An 18,629-nucleotide genomic window follows, 5' to 3' on the forward strand; every position below is an offset into this window, starting at 1 on the left:
CGGCCGATGAGGATGGGCAGGAGGTCAGGCCGCGGCGCCCGCTTCCGTCAGGAAGGGGCTGGGGGTTCCTGTCCAGGAAACATACAGGCTGTCCCGCGCCCGTGTGCAGGCCACGAACAGCAGGCAGCGTTCGGACATGAGGTCCGCTTCGTGCTGGGCACGGTCCAGTTCCACGGGGGTCACGGCCTTCGGGTACGGCAGGGCGCCGGCGGTGACGCCGGTGACGGCGACGCAGCGGAACTCCAGGCCCTTGACGGAGTGCATGGTGCCGACGCGGACGGCGGCCGTGTCCTCCGGAACATCCGCGCGCAGGTGCACCGCCGGGACACCGGCGGCGGTCAGCCGCGCGATCGCCTTCTCGACACCCTTGTTGAAGCGGGTGGCAACGCCGATCTCCCCCGCGGTGACGCCGTTCGTGGTCCAGGCACGCACACGCTCGACGAGGGCGTCGAGTTCGGCCTCCTCCGAGTCCGCCGCGAGCAGCTCGGGGCCGTTGCCGTGCAGCGCGGACCGGTAGCCGAGGAGGGTCTCGTTGCGGGCGTCGTCCTCCAGCAGCTCGAAGGGGCGGCCGACGAGGAGGGCGGTGGACCAGCTGAGGATCTCGTGCGTGGACCGGTAGTTCTTCCGCATCTTGGTGGAGCGCCCCGCGACCTTGATGCCGAGGGCCTTCAGGGAGACCTTCGTGTCGTAGATGCGCTGGTGGGGGTCGCCGGCGATGAACAGGTCGTCCGGGCGCGTGGGCGCCGCGGCACGCAGCAGGCGCCACTGGGCCGGGTGCAGGTCCTGGGCCTCGTCTACGACGACGTGCCGATACAGGGGTCCCTTCTGCTGGAGCAGGTCGGCTGCCTCCGCGCACGTTCCCAGGTAGGTGCGCAGGCCGTCCGCCCGGAGCTGGTCGATGAACTCCTGGACCGCGCGCCACACCAAGGCCCGGTCCGCGGACGGGAGCCGACTGCCCCGCCCGCGCCGGTCGGCGGCCTCGTACTCCTCCAGGCTCCGCAGGTTCTGGGCCAGCACGACGTGCTTGTACTCCTGGGCGAGGAACTGGGCTCTCCCCGTGAAGCCGGTCGCTTCGGCCGCCCGCGCCCAGCGGGCCTCCTCCTCCCCGCTCCGTAGCGGACGGCGCGAGGTGGAGACGATCCGGCCGGCGAGTGCGTCCACGGTGGTGATGTCCACGCGGTCGCGCAGCTCCTCGTCCTCGACGAGTGTCGCGAGCCCGCTGCGCAGTGCGGCGACGAGCGCGTTGGTGTACGTGGTCAGCAGGATGCGGTCGCCGTCGCGCAGATACGCCAGCAGGTGCTTGACGCGGTGCAACGCGACGACGGTCTTGCCGGTACCGGGCCCTCCGGTGACCTGGGCGGGACCGGAGTAGCTGGGCCGGTAGGCCACTTTGTGCTGCGAGGGGTGGAGGAAGACCCGCCAGGCCGTGAACGGCTTGTCGAGGATCCCGCGCAGTTCGTCGGAGGCGGTGACGAGGGCGATACGGGTGCGGGTGTGGCGGATGGCGGTTGAGTAGTCGCCGGTGTCCACCGGATCGGTGGTCGCCGTGGCGAGGTTGATGGACACCACGTCGCGCCAGACCTCCTCCACGGAGAAGCCCTCCGCGAGGTACTCCAGGACTTCCCGCTGGTCCTGCGGGAAGTACGGTGCGAACACCTCCAGCTGCTCCTTGCTGGTGAGCACCCGGGCCTGCCGCAGCGTGGTCTCGTCGATGCCGAGCGCCGCCAGGTCGCCGTCGGAGAACTTGGCGAACAGTCGTAGGTCGGGGGCGGGCGCGATCCGCTCGTAGGCCGGCGTCAGCTCTTCGAGCATTTGGATGTCGCGGATCTCCACGGCCCGGGTGACCGCGTTGATGCTCGCCTTCTGCTTGACGGCCCAGTCGATCGCCTTGTCGTGCGGCATGACGCGCAGCAGTACGAAGGTGTCGCCGCTGTCGGGAGCGAGGACGACCCCCCTCGTCCCCTGGTCGATGCGGATCGTACGGATGTGGGGGTCCTTGGCCCGCTTCAGGGACTCCAGCTTCAGTCCCGGGTCTTTGAAGAGCTGGTCCAGGCTGAGGCGCTCGAACTTCTCCCAGGCGTCGAAGACGCCCTGCTTGACCGTGCCCTGGAGCTTGCCGAGCTGGGCGCAGAAACCGATGTCGAAGGCGAGGTGCGGCATGTCTTGTTGCTCTCTCTATTCGTCGGTCTCGTCCGCGTCCGGCTCCTCCAGATCATTGAGGGTCCGCCACGCCAGATCGGCGAGTGTCTCGCCTGCCTTGGTGACCCACCGGGCAGTGCCCTGATTCGCGACGGGCCGCTCAGCCCATTCGGCCAGCTCCCACATGTGGGTGATCAGTCCGGAGGGCGAGTACTGCTTGCCGTCGGCAGCCCAGAGGATCGGCTTGGAGCGGTTGTTGACCCAGGAGGCCAGGGCACGGCGCCCGTCCTCGGCGAGCCACTCCCGCAGCGCCTCGGCTTCCACCGGGTACGCGGCGTTGAGCACGAGCGGATCTCCATCGCTCAGGACCTGCTTGTCGACGAGGACCTGAACGGCGTTGGGCCGACGGCGCTTGCGCTGAGGACGGACCCGTCGGTAGGTGTCAGGGGTACGGCCGTTTTCCTGCCCGGTCATGACGGCGACCACTCGTTCGGTCAGGTCGCGGCAGCGGACGGCGTCGGAGCACACCGCCCGGATCTGGGAACGCTCCGTGAAGAGCTCGTCGAGCGTGGCAACGGTGATCGGCAGCAGCCGCTCGACGAGCTTTTTCGTCGTTTCGACGGCATCCTTGGCCCAGCTCAGCTTGGTGTCCGGCTCGCCGATGGCCTCGGTGTCGAGCAGTCGGAACACCAGATGGGTGAGCAGGTATACGCCGTGATCCGCCAAAGCCGCGCCGCGCCCCTCGTAGCGGCCGCGGAGCTGCAGGAGGCTGCGGCGCACCTGACGCAGTACCTGGACCGCGTTCCACAAGAGATAGACCCCGGGCTGCGGGCGGAAGAGACTGTCGTAGACACCCTGCGAGCCCCGCTCCCAGAGGGGTTCCAGCGAGAGCGCGATCCTTGCCGCGTACTGACTGTCGGTCCGGGCGCAGGCCAGAGCGCAGGCAGCCTCGACCACCGAGCAGCCGGATTCTTCGGGCGGGTCCAGTTCGCTGCGGCGGACGCTGTATTCCAGGCCGAGCTCGGCTCGCATCTCGTCCATGATCGCGGCCTGGACCGGGTCGAGAGCGATGAAGTCGCGGGCGCCCACGCTGTTCTGCCGGTTGGTGGCCTTGGTGGTTTCCTTGGCAAACTTCTCGGCCTTGCCGGTGACGATGATCCGTACGCCGATCTGCGCCTCGGCCGCGGTCGGATCGGCGGTCAGTGCCTCGGCGACGGACCGCACCGTCTGCGCGCCGTTCACGACACTGGCGTTGTGCAGGGTGAGGGTCAGGGGGCGATGCTGAGGCGCGAGCATGCTCTGTTGCGCCTTTTCGACGAAATCGCAGAGCACGGTGATTCCGTTGTTGAAGTACCAGAAGTGAGCCGGTTCCTGGGTGAGTGTTTCGACCAGGGCGCTGTTGATGGGCGTGCGGCCCAGTGGGTTGCGGATGTTGAGGTTGAAGAGCTTCGATCCGCTCTTGGCCCATTGGGCAATCTCTTCGGCCATGACGACCCCCTGGTACGACTCGTACGGGGAGCTGATTCCGAACCAGGGGAAGAGCGTGGCGCTGAGCTGCACGGGGTCAGGCGTGAGGTCCTTCCGGATGGATGCCCATATCCTGGGGGCCAGAATGATCTCGTGGTCGAGCCGTTCCCCGTACTTGTTGAACGGCTTCTCGCCCGTGACCAGTGCTTGACGGAATCCCTCTCCCGGTTCGTCGGGCCGCATTAGAACGACGACCTGAGTGACGGGTACAGGCCCTCGGTCCATGACGGACTTGGCGTACTCGGCGAGCTGTCGGCCACGCGGATTGAACGGGACGAAGTCCTCGTCGTCGATGAGGCGTAGGCCGGCGAGGAGTTCGAGTACCGCCTTGCGGTCGGCGGCGGCCTTGCCCTGCGGACTCCACTTTCCCTGAACGAGGTACACGTGTGGGTTGGGTCCGTCGACGACGGCAATGGCGTCGATGCCCTGGTCCGCATGTCCGTCGATGACGGTGGCGGCCGCTTCCTCCGGACTGAAACCGGTCACGATCCGCACGGCCTGTGCGGTCAAGGCCCGGGAATGCAGGCGGTTGTCGTAATCCTCCCCTGAGTACTGGGCCAGGTCACCGACGTCGAGGAGGCCGCCGTAGACCTGAGCGAGGGCAGTACCCACCTGCCGCACCTGGGTGAGTACGCTCGGGGTGGCGCCGTTGGTGTCCTTTGCGTTCACGATTCTGTTTCCCCTCCCATGGCCGAGGGCGAACAGCCCGCAAACCATCCTGATCTTCGTACGTCACGGCGACTGCAACGGCGTCAGGGCGTCTGACCGTCGAGGCCGAGCCGGATGACCGCCAGCGCCTCGGCGATCTCCGCAGCCAGTTCGTCCCCGGGTCCGAACACCACGCACAGGTCTTCGTAAAGTGGTGTCAGAATCTCGCTGGCGTCAGCCGCCCTCCCCTGGGCGAGCAGCAGCATGCCGATGTCCCTGCGCAACTCCAGGGCCTCCTCACTGGCGTCGCCATCCACCGATCGTACGACGTTCAGCACCCCCTGGAGCGTGGCGAGCGCGTCGGTGACCTGGCCGAGTTCGGCGCGGCAGCGGGCCGCCTGTGCTCGGCAGGCGCGGGCATGCTTGCCAGTGGGACCGTTGATACGGGCGTACGCGTCGGCGAGGACCTCGAACTCGGGCAGGGCGGCCCGGTAGTCGCCGCCGAGGAGCCGGATCGCGGCCCGCTGCCGACGCAGCGCCAGGACCTGCTTGCTCTCCGAGCCGAGCGCGAGTGCGGCGGGTTCGATGATTTCGCCGAGCACCTCGGCGGCCTGCGCGAAGCGCTCCTCCTCCAGCAGGGCGTCGGAGTGGGCGTAGGCCTCCTCGATGTCCTCGCGCAGCTGGGCGGGTACGGGCACCGGCGCGCCGTGTGGTGGGACGGCTACGGGGGGCGTGCGGTCGGCGGACGCCGGGGCCTGGGCGCGCGGCCGGGGCGCGTAGGGATGGCGGAACAGAGCCGTCGGATCGGGGGCCCCGGAGGGACCTGCCTCCGCCGCGTCGGACTTCTCGCCGGGCTTGGGGAGGAACGGCAGCAGTCGCGCGTACACCTCCTGCGTGTCGGCGGGCCGCGCCTCGGGAGCTTTGCGCAGCAGGTGCAGGACCAGCTCCTCCAACTCCTCGGGTACGTCCGGCCGCAGCTGACGCAAGGGAGTGGGTGCGGCGTTGACGTGCTGATACATCAGCAGGAACTCGCTGTCCGCCTCGAACACGACCCGCCCGCCCAGCAGTTCGTGCAGGACACAGCCGAGGGCGTACAGGTCCGTCTGCGGCGTGATACGTCCGCCACGGACCTGCTCCGGCGACATGTACTGGTACGTGCCGAGGGGGCTGCCGGTCGCGGTCAGCTTGGTGACGTCGGTACGCAGGATCGCCGCGATGCCGAAGTCGAGGACCTTCACGGTCCCGTCGCGGGCGACGAGGATGTTCCCCGGTTTCAGGTCGCGGTGGATCACCGGCACGTCGTGCGCGTGCGACAGGACCGTCGCCACCTGCGCGGCCACGGCCGCCGCCCAGCTGACAGGCAGCGGCCGGTCGCGGCCTATGTAGGCGGATAGCGGTACGCCGTCGACGAGCTCCATCACCAGGAACAGCCGCTCGTACGACTCGTCGAGGACCGCGTCGTACACCTGCGGCACGCCGGGGTGCTGGATGCGGGCGGTGATGCGTGCCTCGCGGCGGAACCGCTTGGCGAACTCCTCGGCCAGGTGCGGGGAGGTGACCGACGCCTGCCGGATGAGCTTCACGGCGACCGGCCGGTCCAGCACGCTGTCGTAGCCGCGCCACACGTCCCCCATGCCACCGCTGCTGAGCTCCTCCAGGAGCTCGTAGCGGTCGGAGATCGCCTGCTTCGGCACGTTGCCCCCCGGATACGAGCGCGCTGTCGTGGTCAGGGGGCAAGTCTGACGGCTGTGAAGATCTTGCGTCCAGTCGATGCGGTGCGAAACGGACGCGGATGTTCGGCCGACTGGTCAGCTTCCGGTGGGCAGGTCGTACTCGGCCCAGACCGTCTTGCCAGGGCCGTCGGGGCGGGGGTGCCAGTGCCAGTGGGTAGCGAGGTGGGTCACCAGGAGCAGGCCTCGGCCGCCCTCGCTGAGGGCGCCGGACGCTGCTGGGGCGGACGGGAGCCGTTCGGTGCGGGTGTCGGTGACCTCCACGCGTACGGCTGTGGTGTCGCGGGTCAGCCGAAGGCGGAAGTCGCGGCCGGGGACGTGGCCGTGGCGGACGGCGTTCGCGCACAGTTCGCCGACGATCAGTGTGAGCGCGTCGTGCGGGTCGCTGCCGTACGGGATGCCCCATGCGTCGAATCGGTGCGCGGCGAGGCGGCGGGCGAGGCGTGCACCGCGCGCGGTGGAGCTGAACAGCATCGAGAAGTTGCATGCGGGGTTGGTGAGTTGGGTGGTGTGGTGGGGAGGGAGAGTCTCGCTGGTCATGCCTCCACAGTGCGGCGCGATGGCCGAGCGTAACCAGTGGTGACGCGCCGTCACCATGCGGTTGTACGTGGCGGGGCTGTGGGCGTACGCGGTGCGCTGCGTCAACCGCCCGCGTACGTGCTCAAAGCGTTGAGCCCCTGGAGCAACAGGTGTGCCCACTCCGACCGGTCCAGCAGTCCGACCGGGAAGTCGACCGTGAAACGGTTGTCCTCGCGCTCGCACAGCTCCCCTGTGAACACGGACAGCTCATTGCCCCGAGCGTCCGCAACAGCAAACTGCCATGACCGCGTGTTCGGTGTCGGCGTCGGCGTCGGCTTCACGCGTACAACGGCTCGGACACCGCCGTCCTGCCAGACAGCGAAGTCGGGCACGGGGCCCATGTCGAAGATGCGCCACTCGGGTGGGAACAGCTCGGCTTCGAAAGGGAGGGCCAACTGGTCGCAACTGGCTGACTCACCGGAAGGGGCACCCATGTCGCGTCTGAGTTCGTGATACCTGGAGGCCAGGTCCGTCAGAAAGGCAACCTCGTCGTCATCGAGGCAAGCACTTTGAGAGCCGTCACTGCGGGTGCCCCACTGCTCCGCGATCGCGCCCCGCACCCAGGCGTGAAGCTGGCGGCCCAGGCCACCTGCCGAGTGCAGGCGGTCCGCGGCGTCCAGGGAATCGAGGGTCGCGGCAACGAAGCGCCTCGCACTGCGCAGGTCCTCGTTCTCTGCGAGTTCCGCTATCAACGCGTGGAACGTCTGCGTGTCGCCGCGGAAGAGCTCACGCAGAAGCGTCCCCACCTCGGGGCCTTCGGTGGTGAGATCGCGAAGGACACCGGCGAGTGCCGTTCCCGCGCCAAGGGGGTCGTCGTCCCACAGCCTTTCGACGATGTCGATCCGGAGGTGCATGGGATGGGAGCTGTCCTGAGCGACGTACGTGGACAGTCCGAAGAGGAGTTCATCAGGCACGGACGAGTACCCGGACGCCGCTGTCCGGACGTCGATATCGGGTGCGAGGGCCGTCAGCGATACGTATCCCGTATACCCGGCGAGGTTCAGGTACTCACTGATCGCCGCCCATCGCACGTTCTCGGCCAGGCCCTGCGCCGCTACGACGAGCTCCAGCGCCTCGATGCTGCGTCGGCGGCGCTCCTGAGGAGTGAGTAGGGGCCCCTTCTTGTACGGCGGGTGGCTCGCGTACCCGTGCACGATGTCAAGTTCGTACGTTGTTCCACCTTCGGCAAGCACCCAGTTGGCAGCTCCAGCAGGCGCCCCTTCCATGTGCATCAGGTGGCTCATCACCTCGGCACGCAGTTCGTGCGAGCCGTCCTCGTCGAGGTCCCAGTCCGTGAGCATGCCGATGAGTAAGGGGACTCCCCGGGAAGCGTCCTTCTCGGCGAGCTCGATGGCGGCATCCACGCGCTGCCGCTGCTCACTGACCGGCTCATCATCCTCTTCCCAATCCTCGTCCGCCCAGCCATCCTCTTCGTCGGTGTGGTGCTCCGCGGACTCCGGCGATGACGTCACAGGCCCCCCTTGATCAACCGTTCGGGTTGCAGGCTATCTCCTGTGTATGAGGGCGAGTTCGGCCCATGCGGGTCCAGGCGGGGCGAATGGAGGGGGAGGTCTTGTCGGTCGTGCCTCCGCGGTGGGGCGTGACGGCGTAGCGTAATCAGTGGTGACGCGCCGTCGCCGTCGGGTGGAGGCGATGAGGCTGTGCGTGTACGTGGCGCGCTGCGTGTCGATGGGCAGGGCGGGGCGTTGAGGCGGGAGAACGGTGAGGCCGATGCAGGACGAGCGGGACGACACCGAGCATGCGGGGATGCGGCCGGAGGATCAGCCGGGGACGGGCGTGGTGGCAGCGTTCGGGCGGCAGTTGAAGCTGTTACGGGTCCGGGCGGGGCTGGAGCGGGCGGAGTTCGGGAAGCTGGTGGGCTACTCGGCCCAGTCGATCGCTTCGTTCGAGCAGGGGCGGCGCATTCCACAGCCGAGGTTCATCGACCTGGCGGACGAGGTGCTCGACGCCGGGGGAGTACTCAAGGCGCTGAAGGAGGAGGTGGCGAGGGCACAGTATCCGCCGTTCTTTCGGGACATGGCCCGATTGGAGGCCAGGGCCGCGGCCCTGAACCTCTACGCGGTGTACGCCGTGCCAGGCCTGTTACAGACGGAGGACTATGCGCGGGCCGTCTTTCAGATGCAACGGCCGCTGCTGGAGGAAGAGGTGATTGAGCAACGTCTGGAGGCCCGCATGGTGAGGCAGGAGGTCTTCAGCCGACGACCGGCCCCACTCATGAGCTTCGTGGTCGAGGAGGCAGTACTGCGACGGTCGATCGGTGGACGGAAAGTCATGCGCGAGACGCTGGAACAAGTCCTGCTCACCGGCCAGTCTAGGAACGTGGAGGTGCAGGTCATGCCGATCGCGCGTGAGGACAACGCCGCGTTGAGCGGCCCCTTCACGCTGATCGACACCGATAAGGGACAGCGCCTTGCGTACGTCGAAGTACAGGATCACAGTCGCCTTTACACCGACGCTGCGTATGTCCGTACGCTCGAAGCACGCTATGGCATCCTCCGATCACAGGCGCTGTCACCAAGCGAATCGGCGGCGTTCATTGAGCAACTGATGGGAGAGACATGAGCGTGCAGCACAGCAACGCAGCTGTGCCCAGGGCCGCTTGGATCAAGAGCAGCTACAGCACAGGCAACGGCGGCGAGTGCGTTGAGGTCGCCGCGTCCCAGGAGGCCATCCTCGTACGGGACTCGAAGCGGCCCGTCGGTCCCGTGCTGGTCGTTGGAGTTGAGGCATGGGCCGGGCTCATCGGGCTGGCCGCAGGCCGGTCCTTCTGAACGAAAGCACGGCAAGGGCCGTGCCGCACGCCCCACGGGCGAGAGGCACGGCCCTCATGCTTCCTACTCGTCCACACCCTCCTCGCGGCGGATCATCCGCCACGCGGCCTTGCGGGCGCTGCGGTCCAGGCTGGACTTGAAGCCCTTGTCGGGGCCGAAGTACTGGCGGCCGAGGCCGGCGATGGTGTCGATGTGGTCGGCCATCTTGTCGGCGAAGACGTTGTCGAAGACGAGCCCGAAGTTGTCCACGTCGTTGTTGGCGACAGCCGCCTTCCGCACCTTCGGTTCGGCCATGGCCTCCTCGAAGGGGCGGATGACGTCCTGCTCGGTGAACTCGGTGCCGAAGCGCTCGTTGAACTTCTCGATCAACTCGGAGAGCAGCGACTTCTCCGCTTCCTTGGCGCCGCCCGAGCCGTCGCCGAAGCCCTGCATCGTCGTCGGCCCCTCGGCGGAGAGGGATACGTCGTACTCGCCGGTCTTGTCCACCCGCAGGTGGCTGAGGTTGACTTCGCCTATGTCCACACCGCCGTCCGTGCGACCCCGCAGCCGGGTGAGCAGGTAGCGGCCGTAGAGGTGCAGCCGCTCCAGCTCGGCGTCCCGGTAGGGGACGATCTGGGCGAGGAAGCCGTACTTGCGGACGTAGTCGTTGAGGTCGGCGCGGAAGTCCTCCGCCGTCTCCACGTCGTCCTCGTCGTCGCTGTCGCGAAGGGCCTCGAAGCGGGTCACGGCGGGGGAGAGGAGCCGGTACAGCTCGGCATGCAGCTTCTCCCACTTGGACTGCGAGCCGGCGGCCTTCTCCTTGGCGGCGAAGTACGCTGCGGCGAACTCGTCCATCTCCTGCGCGGACAGGATCGGCGCCCGCATCACCCGGCTCTGTGCGGTGTAGAGCAGGTTCGGGTCGGAGGGGAGGGTCATCGCCTCCTCGAAGTACGGGCGGAACGACTCCTGGATGTCCTCGGCGTCGTTCACGAAGTCCAGGACGGCCAGGTCGGCCTGAGTCTTGCGCTCGGCGGTCCGGTTCAGACGGGAGAGGGTCTGCACAGCGGAGATCCCGGTCAGCGACTTGTTGACGTACATCGTCGTGAGGAGCGGCTGGTCGAAGCCGGTCTGGTACTTCTCCGCGACGACCAGGATCTTGTACTCCTGCTGGCCCGCACCGCCCGCGCGGACGGTCTTGTCGTCGGCACGGGTGTACGCGAACGCCTTGGGCAGGGCGCTCTCCGATAGCCCGCCGTTCTCCTTCGACTCGGTGGTCTCCTCGCCGTCGACGGTGAGCGATCCGGAGAAGGCGACCAGGACACCCAGTTCGGGGAACTTGGTGTCGTAGTCCCGGTCCTTGATGTAGCTCTTGATCGCGCGCGCCATGTCGACGGCGGACTGCCGGGAGGCGGTCACGACCATGGACTTGGCGCGCCCGCCGAGCCGCCCGCGGGTGTGCGAGACGAAGTGCTCGACGATGACCTGCGCGTGCTGGGCGACAGTCGACTCATGGGTGAGCGCGTACCGGGCGAGCAGGCTGTTGGCCTTGGAGGGGTCGACTTCCTTCTCGTCCGGGTTCTGGTTCACCAGCTTCCAGTACGTGTTGTACGTGACGTAGGTGCGCAGCGGGTCGAGGATGAAGCCTTCCTCGATGGCCTGGCGCATGGAGTACGTGTGGAAGGGGCGGTGCACTGCTTCGCCGTTCACGGTCTGCGCCGTGCCGAAGAGTTCGAGGGTCTTGGCCTTCGGGGTGGCCGTGAACGCGAAGTAGGAGAGGTTCGCGGCCTGGGACCGTTCCTCCGCCTTCTTCTCCAGCTTCTCGTCGAGTGTGAGGGTGGTCGCGCCCGCGTCGTCCGAGTCGGAGTCCAGGCCGAGGTCGCGCAGGGCGGCGCGTACGGCGGTGGCGGCGTCGCCGGACTGGGAGGAGTGCGCTTCGTCCACGATGATCGCGAAGGTCGAGCCCTGGATCTCGGTGGGGTTGCGCTGGAGGTAGTCGAGGAGCGCCGGGAAGGAGTGCAGCGTGACGGTGACGATCTTCCCGGTGTCGCGGGAGAGGGCGCGGGCGAGCTGTTCGCCCTTCGCGCCGTACTTCTCGTCGATCTTCACGACCAGGCCGGCGGTCTGCTCGAAACTGCCGATCGTTTCGCGGAGTTGGGCGTCCAGGTTGCGGCGGTCGGTGATGACGATGACCTTGTCGAAGACCGGCACGCCCGTCTTGAGCCCCTTCGCGAGGGTCTCGGGGTCGAGTTCGCGGGGGTCGGTGGGGGTGTGCAGGTCGCTCAGGCGGTGGGCGAGCCAGCCGATGGTGTTCGACTTGCCGGAGCCAGCCGAGGCCATGACGAGGTAGTTGTGGCCCGCGCCGTGGGTGGCGGCGTGGGCGGTGAGCTTCTTGACCACGTCCCACTGATGGAAGCGGGGGAAGATCAGGGTTTTGGTCGTACCGCCGCCGGGCGTCTTCGACTTGTGCAGGTGCACGAACCGCTGGAGGAGGTCCAGCCAGTTGTCCGGCTGCCAGACCTGCTCCCAGAGGTAGGAGGTGGCGTACGTGCCGAAGGCGGTGGGGGCCGGGTTGCCGGAACCGCCGGGCTGGCCGGGGCCGTTGGAGCCGGTGTTGAAGGGGAGGAACCGGGTCTTCGGGCCTTTGAGCTGGGTGGCGACGAACACCAGGTCCGGGTCGACGGCGAAGTTCGCGACCACGCGGCGGGTGAAGATCAGCTCGGTGGGGTCGCGGTCGGTGCGGTACTGCCCTATGGCTTTTTCCACGCCTTGGCCGGTGAGTGGGTTCTTCAACTCGGCCGTGGCGACGGGGATTCCGTTGAGGAAGAGCGTGAGGTCGAGCTCGTTGCCCCAGTCGGCCTGCTTGGTCGCGTAGCGAAGTTCGCGGACGACGGTGAGGCGGTTGGCGCGGTAGCCGTCGAGGACGGAGTCGTGCGCGACGAGGTTCGGCTTGAAGTAGGCGACGCGGAGGCGGACTCCGCGGTCCTTGACGCCGTTGCGAAGGATGTCGAGGAGGCCATCGGTGGCAATGGCCTGATCGAGACGGCGGGCGAACCCGCGCTGGGCCTCATCGTGATCGTTGCCGTAGAGGGTGACCAGCTCGTACCACTCGTCGGGCTGGGTGGCCCCGATGAAGGTGAACAGCTCGTTGGTGTCCAGGCCGAGGTCGGCCGTGTAGTCCTCGGGCCGCGCCTCGCGCCAACCACGCTCGATCATGGCGGCGACTATGGCGTCACCGAAGGCGGACTCACTGTGAACAGGGCTCATGGCTACGCGGTGACTCCGTCCGTGACGTTGCGTCCGCTGGCGGTGGATACGTCGAACTGGCCGGTTACGGCTGCGATGATGAGGGCTTGGCGGCGTTCCTTGAGTAGGGAGATCTGACGGTCGAACCGATCAGCAAGGGCGTCGATCCCGCTAGTCGTGACGTCAATGCGATCCACGATCGCTTTCTGCTCCTGGAGCGTTGGGAGAGGAATCCTGATCGACTGGAGGTCGGGCATGAAGACCGTGACGTTGGTGGTGCCTACCTGGACGCTCTCAAAGTACTGCCGCATGGCGCGGAGCAGCAGAAGCAGGTACTTCGGCAACAGTGAATCGCCACATGTCCAGGTCACGAAGTGCTGACTCACGGCCATGTCAACGCCCATGATGGTTGAGAAGCCGACTGACGCGGTGCGGGATAGGACCACCGTGCCCGCAGGGTGAAGGCAGGCTGAGGAGTTAGCCATGCCCAATTCGCTGATCTGTTGCGCGGTCTCAGTGAGGGCAGTCTGCCGAGGATCTCGCATTCGACCCACGTCGAACAGGGAGACCCAGGGAATTGTGCAGTTCTGCCAGTAATCCGGCCGACTTCGGCTTGGAGTGTGTCCGCTGCCCAGGTTAGCGACGAACTTGAGTGGCACTACTGGCCAATTCGCAGGAATTTTTCCAGCCCAGCCAAGCCTAGGATCGAAATGAGGAACGGAACGATCGGCACCAGTCACGAGAGCGTGAACCGTGGTCCAGCGACGTTCGGCCAGAAGGTCGCGTCCTCGCTGTGCTGCCAAGGCCATCCGATCGATGCGGGCAGTCTCGGCGTCGAGGAAGTCGGCGATGCGGCGCTGCTCCTCCAGAGGGGGCAGCGGAACTCTAAGCTGCTCGATGTCTGGCATGTAGATCGTCTTATGGGTTGACCCTGTTGCGATGCGTTTGAGGTCAGGTCTCATCCCGCGGAGCGCGTGAAGCAAAAATCGGGGATCCAGTCGCGGCCCGCAGGTCCACGTCGCGAAGTCCTGGCTTGTGGCCATTTCATGCCCCATGATTGCCGAAAACCCCACAGATGCCGTGCGAGAAAGGATCACGGTTCCCGCTGGGTGTTGCACTGCAGACGAGTTGGCCACGCCCAATGGGCTGATCTTCTCTTTGGTCTCAGTGATGACGCTGGTTGTCCCGTTTCGAAGCTGCCAAACATCAGCCAACGTGACCCATGGGATGGTGCAATTTTCCCAGTATTCAGGGCGACTCCGACTCGGAGTATGCCCAGAGCCCAGCCGTGCTAGGAGACGGATTGGCGCGGTCGGCCATCGAGAACCTGCGAGCCATGGCGCGACTCGGTTTCCGCTCACTTCGTCACCTCCCCCAGCAGCTTCTGAATTTCCGCCTCCAGATCCTTCAGGTTCGCGTCGATCTCCGCCAGCGGCCTCGGCGGCTCGTACACGTAGAAGTGCCGCGTGAACGGGATCTCGTAGCCGATCTTCGTCTTCGTTTGGTCGATCCATGCGTCCGGGACGTGCAGGAGTACCTCCCGCTCCAGGTACTCCTGCACGTCCTCGCCGAGCGGCACGTTCTCGTAGTCACGCAGGTCCGAGTCCGGCTCCGGCGCGCCCTTGACCTTCTGGACCTCGCCCTCGGGGTCGCGGACCCCGATCGCCTCCCGTACCGCCTTGGCGAACGGCGCGCCCGACGGCCACGTCAGGCCAGCCTCGACCACCGCGTCCTTGAGGGCGATGAACGCCTCGGACTTCGTCGGCCACATCGTCTCGAGTAGCGGACGCAGTGCGGCGACGAACTTCTCGCTCCCCTCCAGCTTTGTCACCGGCTTGGCCTCCGCCAGCGCCGCCAACGTCTCCTCCGTCAGTTCGAAGCGGAGCTTCAACGGGCGCTCTACCGTGATGCGCTGGTAGCCGAAGTCCTCGTTGGCGAAGACCTTCACCTTGTTGTGCAGGGGGTGCTCGGGGTCCTGCGCGACGTGGATGGCCTCCGCGTACAGCCGCGTGATCTCGGCGATGTGGTTCGGGCGGCCGTTCTTTCCGTCGCCCAGCTCCTTGCGCTTGTCGCCCAGCGACTTGCGCATCTTCACCCAGTAGTCGCGTGCGTCCAGGAGCACGACCTTGCCCTTGTGGTCGGGTGCCTTGCGGTTGGTCAGGATCCAGAAGTACGTGGAGATGCCGGTGTTGTAGAAGAGCTGGTCCGGGAGCGCGACGATCGCCTCGAGCCAGTCGTTCTCCAGGATCCAACGGCGGATGTTGGACTCGCCCGACTCGGCCGCGCCCGTGAACAAAGGGGAGCCGTTGAAGACGATGGCGATGCGGGAGCCACCTCCGCCGTTGATGTCCACCGGCTTCATCTTCGAGATCATGTGCTGGAGGAAGAGCAGCGAGCCGTCGTTGATGCGCGGCAGGCCCGCACCGAAGCGGCCGGCGTCGCCGAGCGACTTGTGCTCGTACTCGATCTCTTCCTTGACCTTCTTCCACTCCACGCCGAACGGCGGGTTCGCAAGGATGTAGTCGAACTTGCGCCGCGCGTGGCCGTCGTCGGAGAAGGAGTTGCCGAAGGCGATGTGGTCAGGGTCCTGCCCCTTGATCATCAGGTCGGAGCGGCAGATTGCCCAGGACTCGGGGTTGAGCTCCTGGCCGTACACCTCGACCGTGGCGTGCTCGTTCCGGCCTGCGATGTGGTCATCCATCGCGCTGAGCATGCCGCCCGTGCCACAAGCCGGGTCCAGGACTGTGCGGACGGCGCCAGGCATGGTGAGTGCATCCCCGTCTGGTGCGACGAGAAGTTCGACCATCAGCTTGATGACCTCGCGCGGGGTGAAGTGCTCACCCGCCGTCTCGTTCGACTGCTCGGCAAAGCGGCGGATCAACTCCTCGAAGACGTAACCCATGTTGTGGTTGGACACGACATCGGGGTGCAGGTCGAGGTCGGTGAACTTGCCGATCACCTGGTAGAGCAGGTTCGCGCCGTCGAGCTTGCGCACCTGCTGGTTGAACTCGTACTTGTCGAGGACCTCGCGGGCGTTGTCGGAGAAGGCGCCGACGTAGATCTGGAGGTTCTTCGCCGCGTTCTGCGGGTCGGCCGCGATCTTGCGCAGCGTCAGGTCGCTCTTGTTGTAGAAGGCGTGGCCCGAGGCGCGCCGCAGGAAGCGGTCGGTGTCCATGTCCTGGCCCTCGAACCTCGCCACGGTCTCGACGACCGCGTCGCGCGTCGGCTCCAGGACGCACTCCAGGCGGCGCAGCACCGTGAACGGCAGGATGACCTTGCCGTAGTCGGACTGCTTGTAGTCGCCGCGCAGGAGGTCGGCGACGGACCACGCGTGGTTCGCCAACTCCGTGTGCTTGCTGCTGTCCAATTCGATCCCCGAGTTCCTTCCGAACGTGTCCCGCCCCTGTCGCGCCGCTCAGCGGCGCGGGTGCGTCCAAGTGTGGTCGATGTGTGAAGGTCCGTGTGCCTAATGGGGCGAATCGCCACCCCGTGAGTGTGTTGCTGCGTCGGCGTCCCTTGAAGGGAGCAGCTGGCCTCCGGTCAGCCCGCCCGACAGCAGCCCCGCCGTCTCTTCCGCCAGCCGCGTCGCCCGCTGCGCCTCCGCCCGGAGTTCATGCACGCGCCGGAACGCCTCCCCGTACCGCCGCTGCTCCTCCAGCGGCAGCAGCGGCACGCGCAGCCGACCAGGGCTGACCGTCAGAACGGTGCTGCCTGTCGAAGCGCCCGCGATGTTGTCCTCCGCGCTCAGGAATCCGGCCAGGAACCAGGCGTCCAGGCGGGCAGGATCCGGTCGGAAGAGATGGACCTGGGGGCCGAGCAGCGCGCCGGCCTCCGCCTCGGCCGCCACCCGGGCCATCGGCCCGCTTCCGCTCGCAGCCGCCCGTACGAGCACATCCCCGACGGCGATCACAGGCGTCGTGTCGGCGTGCAACTCGGCCGCGCTTCCCGTCGGTCCCGATCCGTTCGCGATGTCCGAGCCCGTGAGGACGACGCGGTCGGCAAGGTTTGCGCCTTCGTCCTCCACTCGGCCCCGCGCTCCCTCCGGCACTGTCCGCAGCAGGGTCAGCGCGCCGCCTCGCGCGAGGTCCGATACCGTCGCTGTCCGCCATTCGCGCGCCGCGGCGCCTGCCGAAGTCCAACCCTCGTAACTTGCCACCCGTGTAAAGGACTTGGTGGCCCCTACGAGGTTTCGGCGCGTGGCGTCCACTTCCGCCGAGAGTTCCGCCGGGTCGACCTCCGCCCGAGATGCGCGCACCAGGCGCGCCGGTGTCAGATCCACCACGTCGTCCAGAAGGTCGACCACACCGACCATGCGAGAGAGCCCGGGCTCGCCTTCGAACGCGTCGGGGTTCTCCGCGAACGCCTGCCAAGACCGTGAGACCTGCGCCGTGATCGCGGGCCAGTCCAGGTAAACGGAGCGACTGCCACCCCGTGTGCGCGGCCCCGCCGTATCAGAGCTTCCTGCACCCGTCCCGGCCGTCTCCGCCGCGTCGACGAACAGCACCGACTTGCGCTCCACGCCGCCCGGTTCGGGCCGTTGCAGAACCCAGATCTGCAGTCCGACATGCAGCGGCACCGACGCGCCGACCGGTAGAGCCATCACGGCGCGCAGCGCCCCACTGCGTACAAGCTCTGCTCGTACGCGGCGCCCCGACGCGCGCCCGGCCGTGGCGGGCGGCAGGATCAGCGCCGCGTAACCGCCGGGGGTGAGATGGGCGAGCGCGTGTTGCACCCATGCCAGTTCGGACTCGGCCCGGGGTGGTACGCCGTACGCCCAGCGGGGGTCGTAAGCCAGTTCGTCATGGCCCCAGTCCCGGTCGCCGTACGGCGGGTTGCACAGCACCGCGTCGGCGACGAGGTCGGGGAAGGCATCCGCGCGGAGACTGTCGCCGGCGCGCACGGTGACCGTGGCCTCCGGCGCGGTCAGCATCAGACTCACCGCGCTGCGCTGGGCCTGTACGGGCAGCCTGTCCTGGCCGTACAGGTCGCGCGCGCCGCGGCGGGCGGCGGCCGCCAACAGGGTGCCGCTGCCGCAGGCGGGGTCGAGGACGCGGGCCGGGTTGCCGGGGATCAGGAGTGCGAGTAGATCAGCAAGCTGCGTGGGCGTCTGGTAGGCGCCGGACGCGGCGCTGTCCTCCAGCCCCCGCTCTGCGAGCACCCCCAGTGCTGCCTGGCCGCCCTCGTCTCGTACGCAGGCGTACAGCGCGCGCAGCACCGCTGCGTCGACGGCTTTGAAGTGGATGGCGTCAACGCCCGGTACGGCCTCTGCGGCAGCCGCCGCGTCGAGTTCCGCGTGGGCGATGAGGTCCGCATCCGACAGCTCCGTGGCGGCGGTCAGATCGTCCGCCGAGTGGCCCGCTGCCGCGAGGACTAGGAGCAGGAGGGCCGAGGTGCCGCCGTTGCTGGTCTGCGCGTGCAGGCGGAGTGTCGTACGCAGTTCCTCCGACGGGCTCGCCGCCGAGGCGTGGCCGCGTGAGGCGAGCCAGACGCGCACAGCGTCCAGGTCGTACAGCGGGCTGCTTTCCGTGCCCCCGGACGGCTGCGGAAAGTCGTCGTGCCGACGGCGCCAGTTGCTGACCGTGGCGCGCGTGACCCCCGCGATGCGGGAGATCTCGGCGGCGGTCACCTGGGCGGATGGCTGGGGCATGGCGGAAGTCCTGGGCCTCTCGCTAGCGGACAGTTAACAACCTACAGCACTCGTCAAATCCGTAAATGTGTTTGACAATGCTTTCACTGCCATGCTTATCTGGTCACGCTTCCGACTGGGAGTGGCCGCCCGAGCGGGCCGTCCGATGCAGAGCAAGCAACAGGCTGCGTTGTGTGGAAGCTCGCCTGGGGCGCCCACCGGCGGGCGATTCGATGATTTTCGCGAATATGACCAAAGCATGGTCATCAAGGTCGAGGCGGGCATAGCCTGCGTAAGGCGTCGCAGGTGGTAGCAACAACCTGTGGGTGCGCTGGAGGCATCATGGGTGGGGAACCAGGGGCATCA

The 18,629-nt window shown here is 67.3% G+C and carries 11 protein-coding genes; 2 read left to right on the forward strand and 9 right to left on the reverse strand.

Annotation, left to right across the window (positions count from 1 at the left end; genetic code table 11):
- Positions 1 to 24: 24 nt before the first annotated feature.
- The 5 genes from AC07DS_RS25730 to AC07DS_RS25750 form a co-directional block, all read right to left on the reverse strand.
- Positions 25 to 2,160 (reverse strand): UvrD-helicase domain-containing protein, encoded by a 2,136-nt coding sequence (locus AC07DS_RS25730; RefSeq protein WP_479148862.1) that lies wholly within the window; start codon positions 2,158 to 2,160, stop codon positions 25 to 27.
- Positions 2,161 to 2,175: 15 nt separating this feature from the next.
- Positions 2,176 to 4,335 (reverse strand): AIPR family protein, encoded by a 2,160-nt coding sequence (locus tag AC07DS_RS25735; RefSeq protein WP_479148864.1) that lies wholly within the window; start codon positions 4,333 to 4,335, stop codon positions 2,176 to 2,178.
- Positions 4,336 to 4,418: 83 nt separating this feature from the next.
- Entirely contained in the window at positions 4,419 to 6,008 is a 1,590-nt protein-coding gene (locus tag AC07DS_RS25740; protein WP_479148866.1) for a serine/threonine-protein kinase, read from the reverse strand.
- A gap of 114 nt (positions 6,009 to 6,122) precedes the next feature.
- Positions 6,123 to 6,584: an ATP-binding protein gene (locus AC07DS_RS25745; RefSeq protein WP_479148869.1), complete on the reverse strand. Its 462-nt coding sequence runs from the start codon at positions 6,582 to 6,584 to the stop codon at positions 6,123 to 6,125.
- 101 nt (positions 6,585 to 6,685) lie between these two features.
- Positions 6,686 to 8,095, reverse strand: a complete 1,410-nt coding sequence (locus tag AC07DS_RS25750; RefSeq protein WP_479148871.1) for a hypothetical protein — start codon at positions 8,093 to 8,095, stop codon at positions 6,686 to 6,688.
- Positions 8,096 to 8,354: 259 nt separating this feature from the next.
- On the opposite strand from AC07DS_RS25750, the gene AC07DS_RS25755 reads away from it, so the two are divergent.
- On the forward strand, positions 8,355 to 9,206 hold the full coding sequence (locus AC07DS_RS25755) for a helix-turn-helix domain-containing protein (protein WP_479148873.1): 852 nt from the start codon (positions 8,355 to 8,357) through the stop codon (positions 9,204 to 9,206).
- Positions 9,203 to 9,415, forward strand: coding sequence for a DUF397 domain-containing protein (locus AC07DS_RS25760; RefSeq protein WP_479148875.1), 213 nt, complete (start codon positions 9,203 to 9,205; stop codon positions 9,413 to 9,415). Before AC07DS_RS25755 ends, AC07DS_RS25760 begins: the two co-directional genes overlap by 4 nt.
- Positions 9,416 to 9,478: 63 nt before the next feature.
- Here the strand turns inward: AC07DS_RS25760 and AC07DS_RS25765 are convergent, their stop codons facing one another.
- From AC07DS_RS25765 to AC07DS_RS25780, 4 genes are all read right to left on the reverse strand, one after another.
- On the reverse strand, positions 9,479 to 12,658 hold the full coding sequence (locus AC07DS_RS25765) for a type I restriction endonuclease subunit R (RefSeq protein ID WP_479148877.1): 3,180 nt from the start codon (positions 12,656 to 12,658) through the stop codon (positions 9,479 to 9,481).
- Between the two features lie 2 nt (positions 12,659 to 12,660).
- Positions 12,661 to 13,998 (reverse strand): restriction endonuclease subunit S, encoded by a 1,338-nt coding sequence (locus AC07DS_RS25770; RefSeq protein WP_479148879.1) that lies wholly within the window; start codon positions 13,996 to 13,998, stop codon positions 12,661 to 12,663.
- Entirely contained in the window at positions 13,995 to 16,004 is a 2,010-nt protein-coding gene (locus AC07DS_RS25775; protein ID WP_479148881.1) for a type I restriction-modification system subunit M, read from the reverse strand. Before AC07DS_RS25775 ends, AC07DS_RS25770 begins: the two co-directional genes overlap by 4 nt.
- Before the next feature lie 99 nt (positions 16,005 to 16,103).
- Positions 16,104 to 18,284, reverse strand: coding sequence for an N-6 DNA methylase (locus AC07DS_RS25780; RefSeq protein ID WP_479148883.1), 2,181 nt, complete (start codon positions 18,282 to 18,284; stop codon positions 16,104 to 16,106).
- Between the last annotated feature and the right edge of the window lie 345 nt (positions 18,285 to 18,629).

It is taken from the genome of Streptomyces sp. NPDC044064, assembly GCF_056434245.1.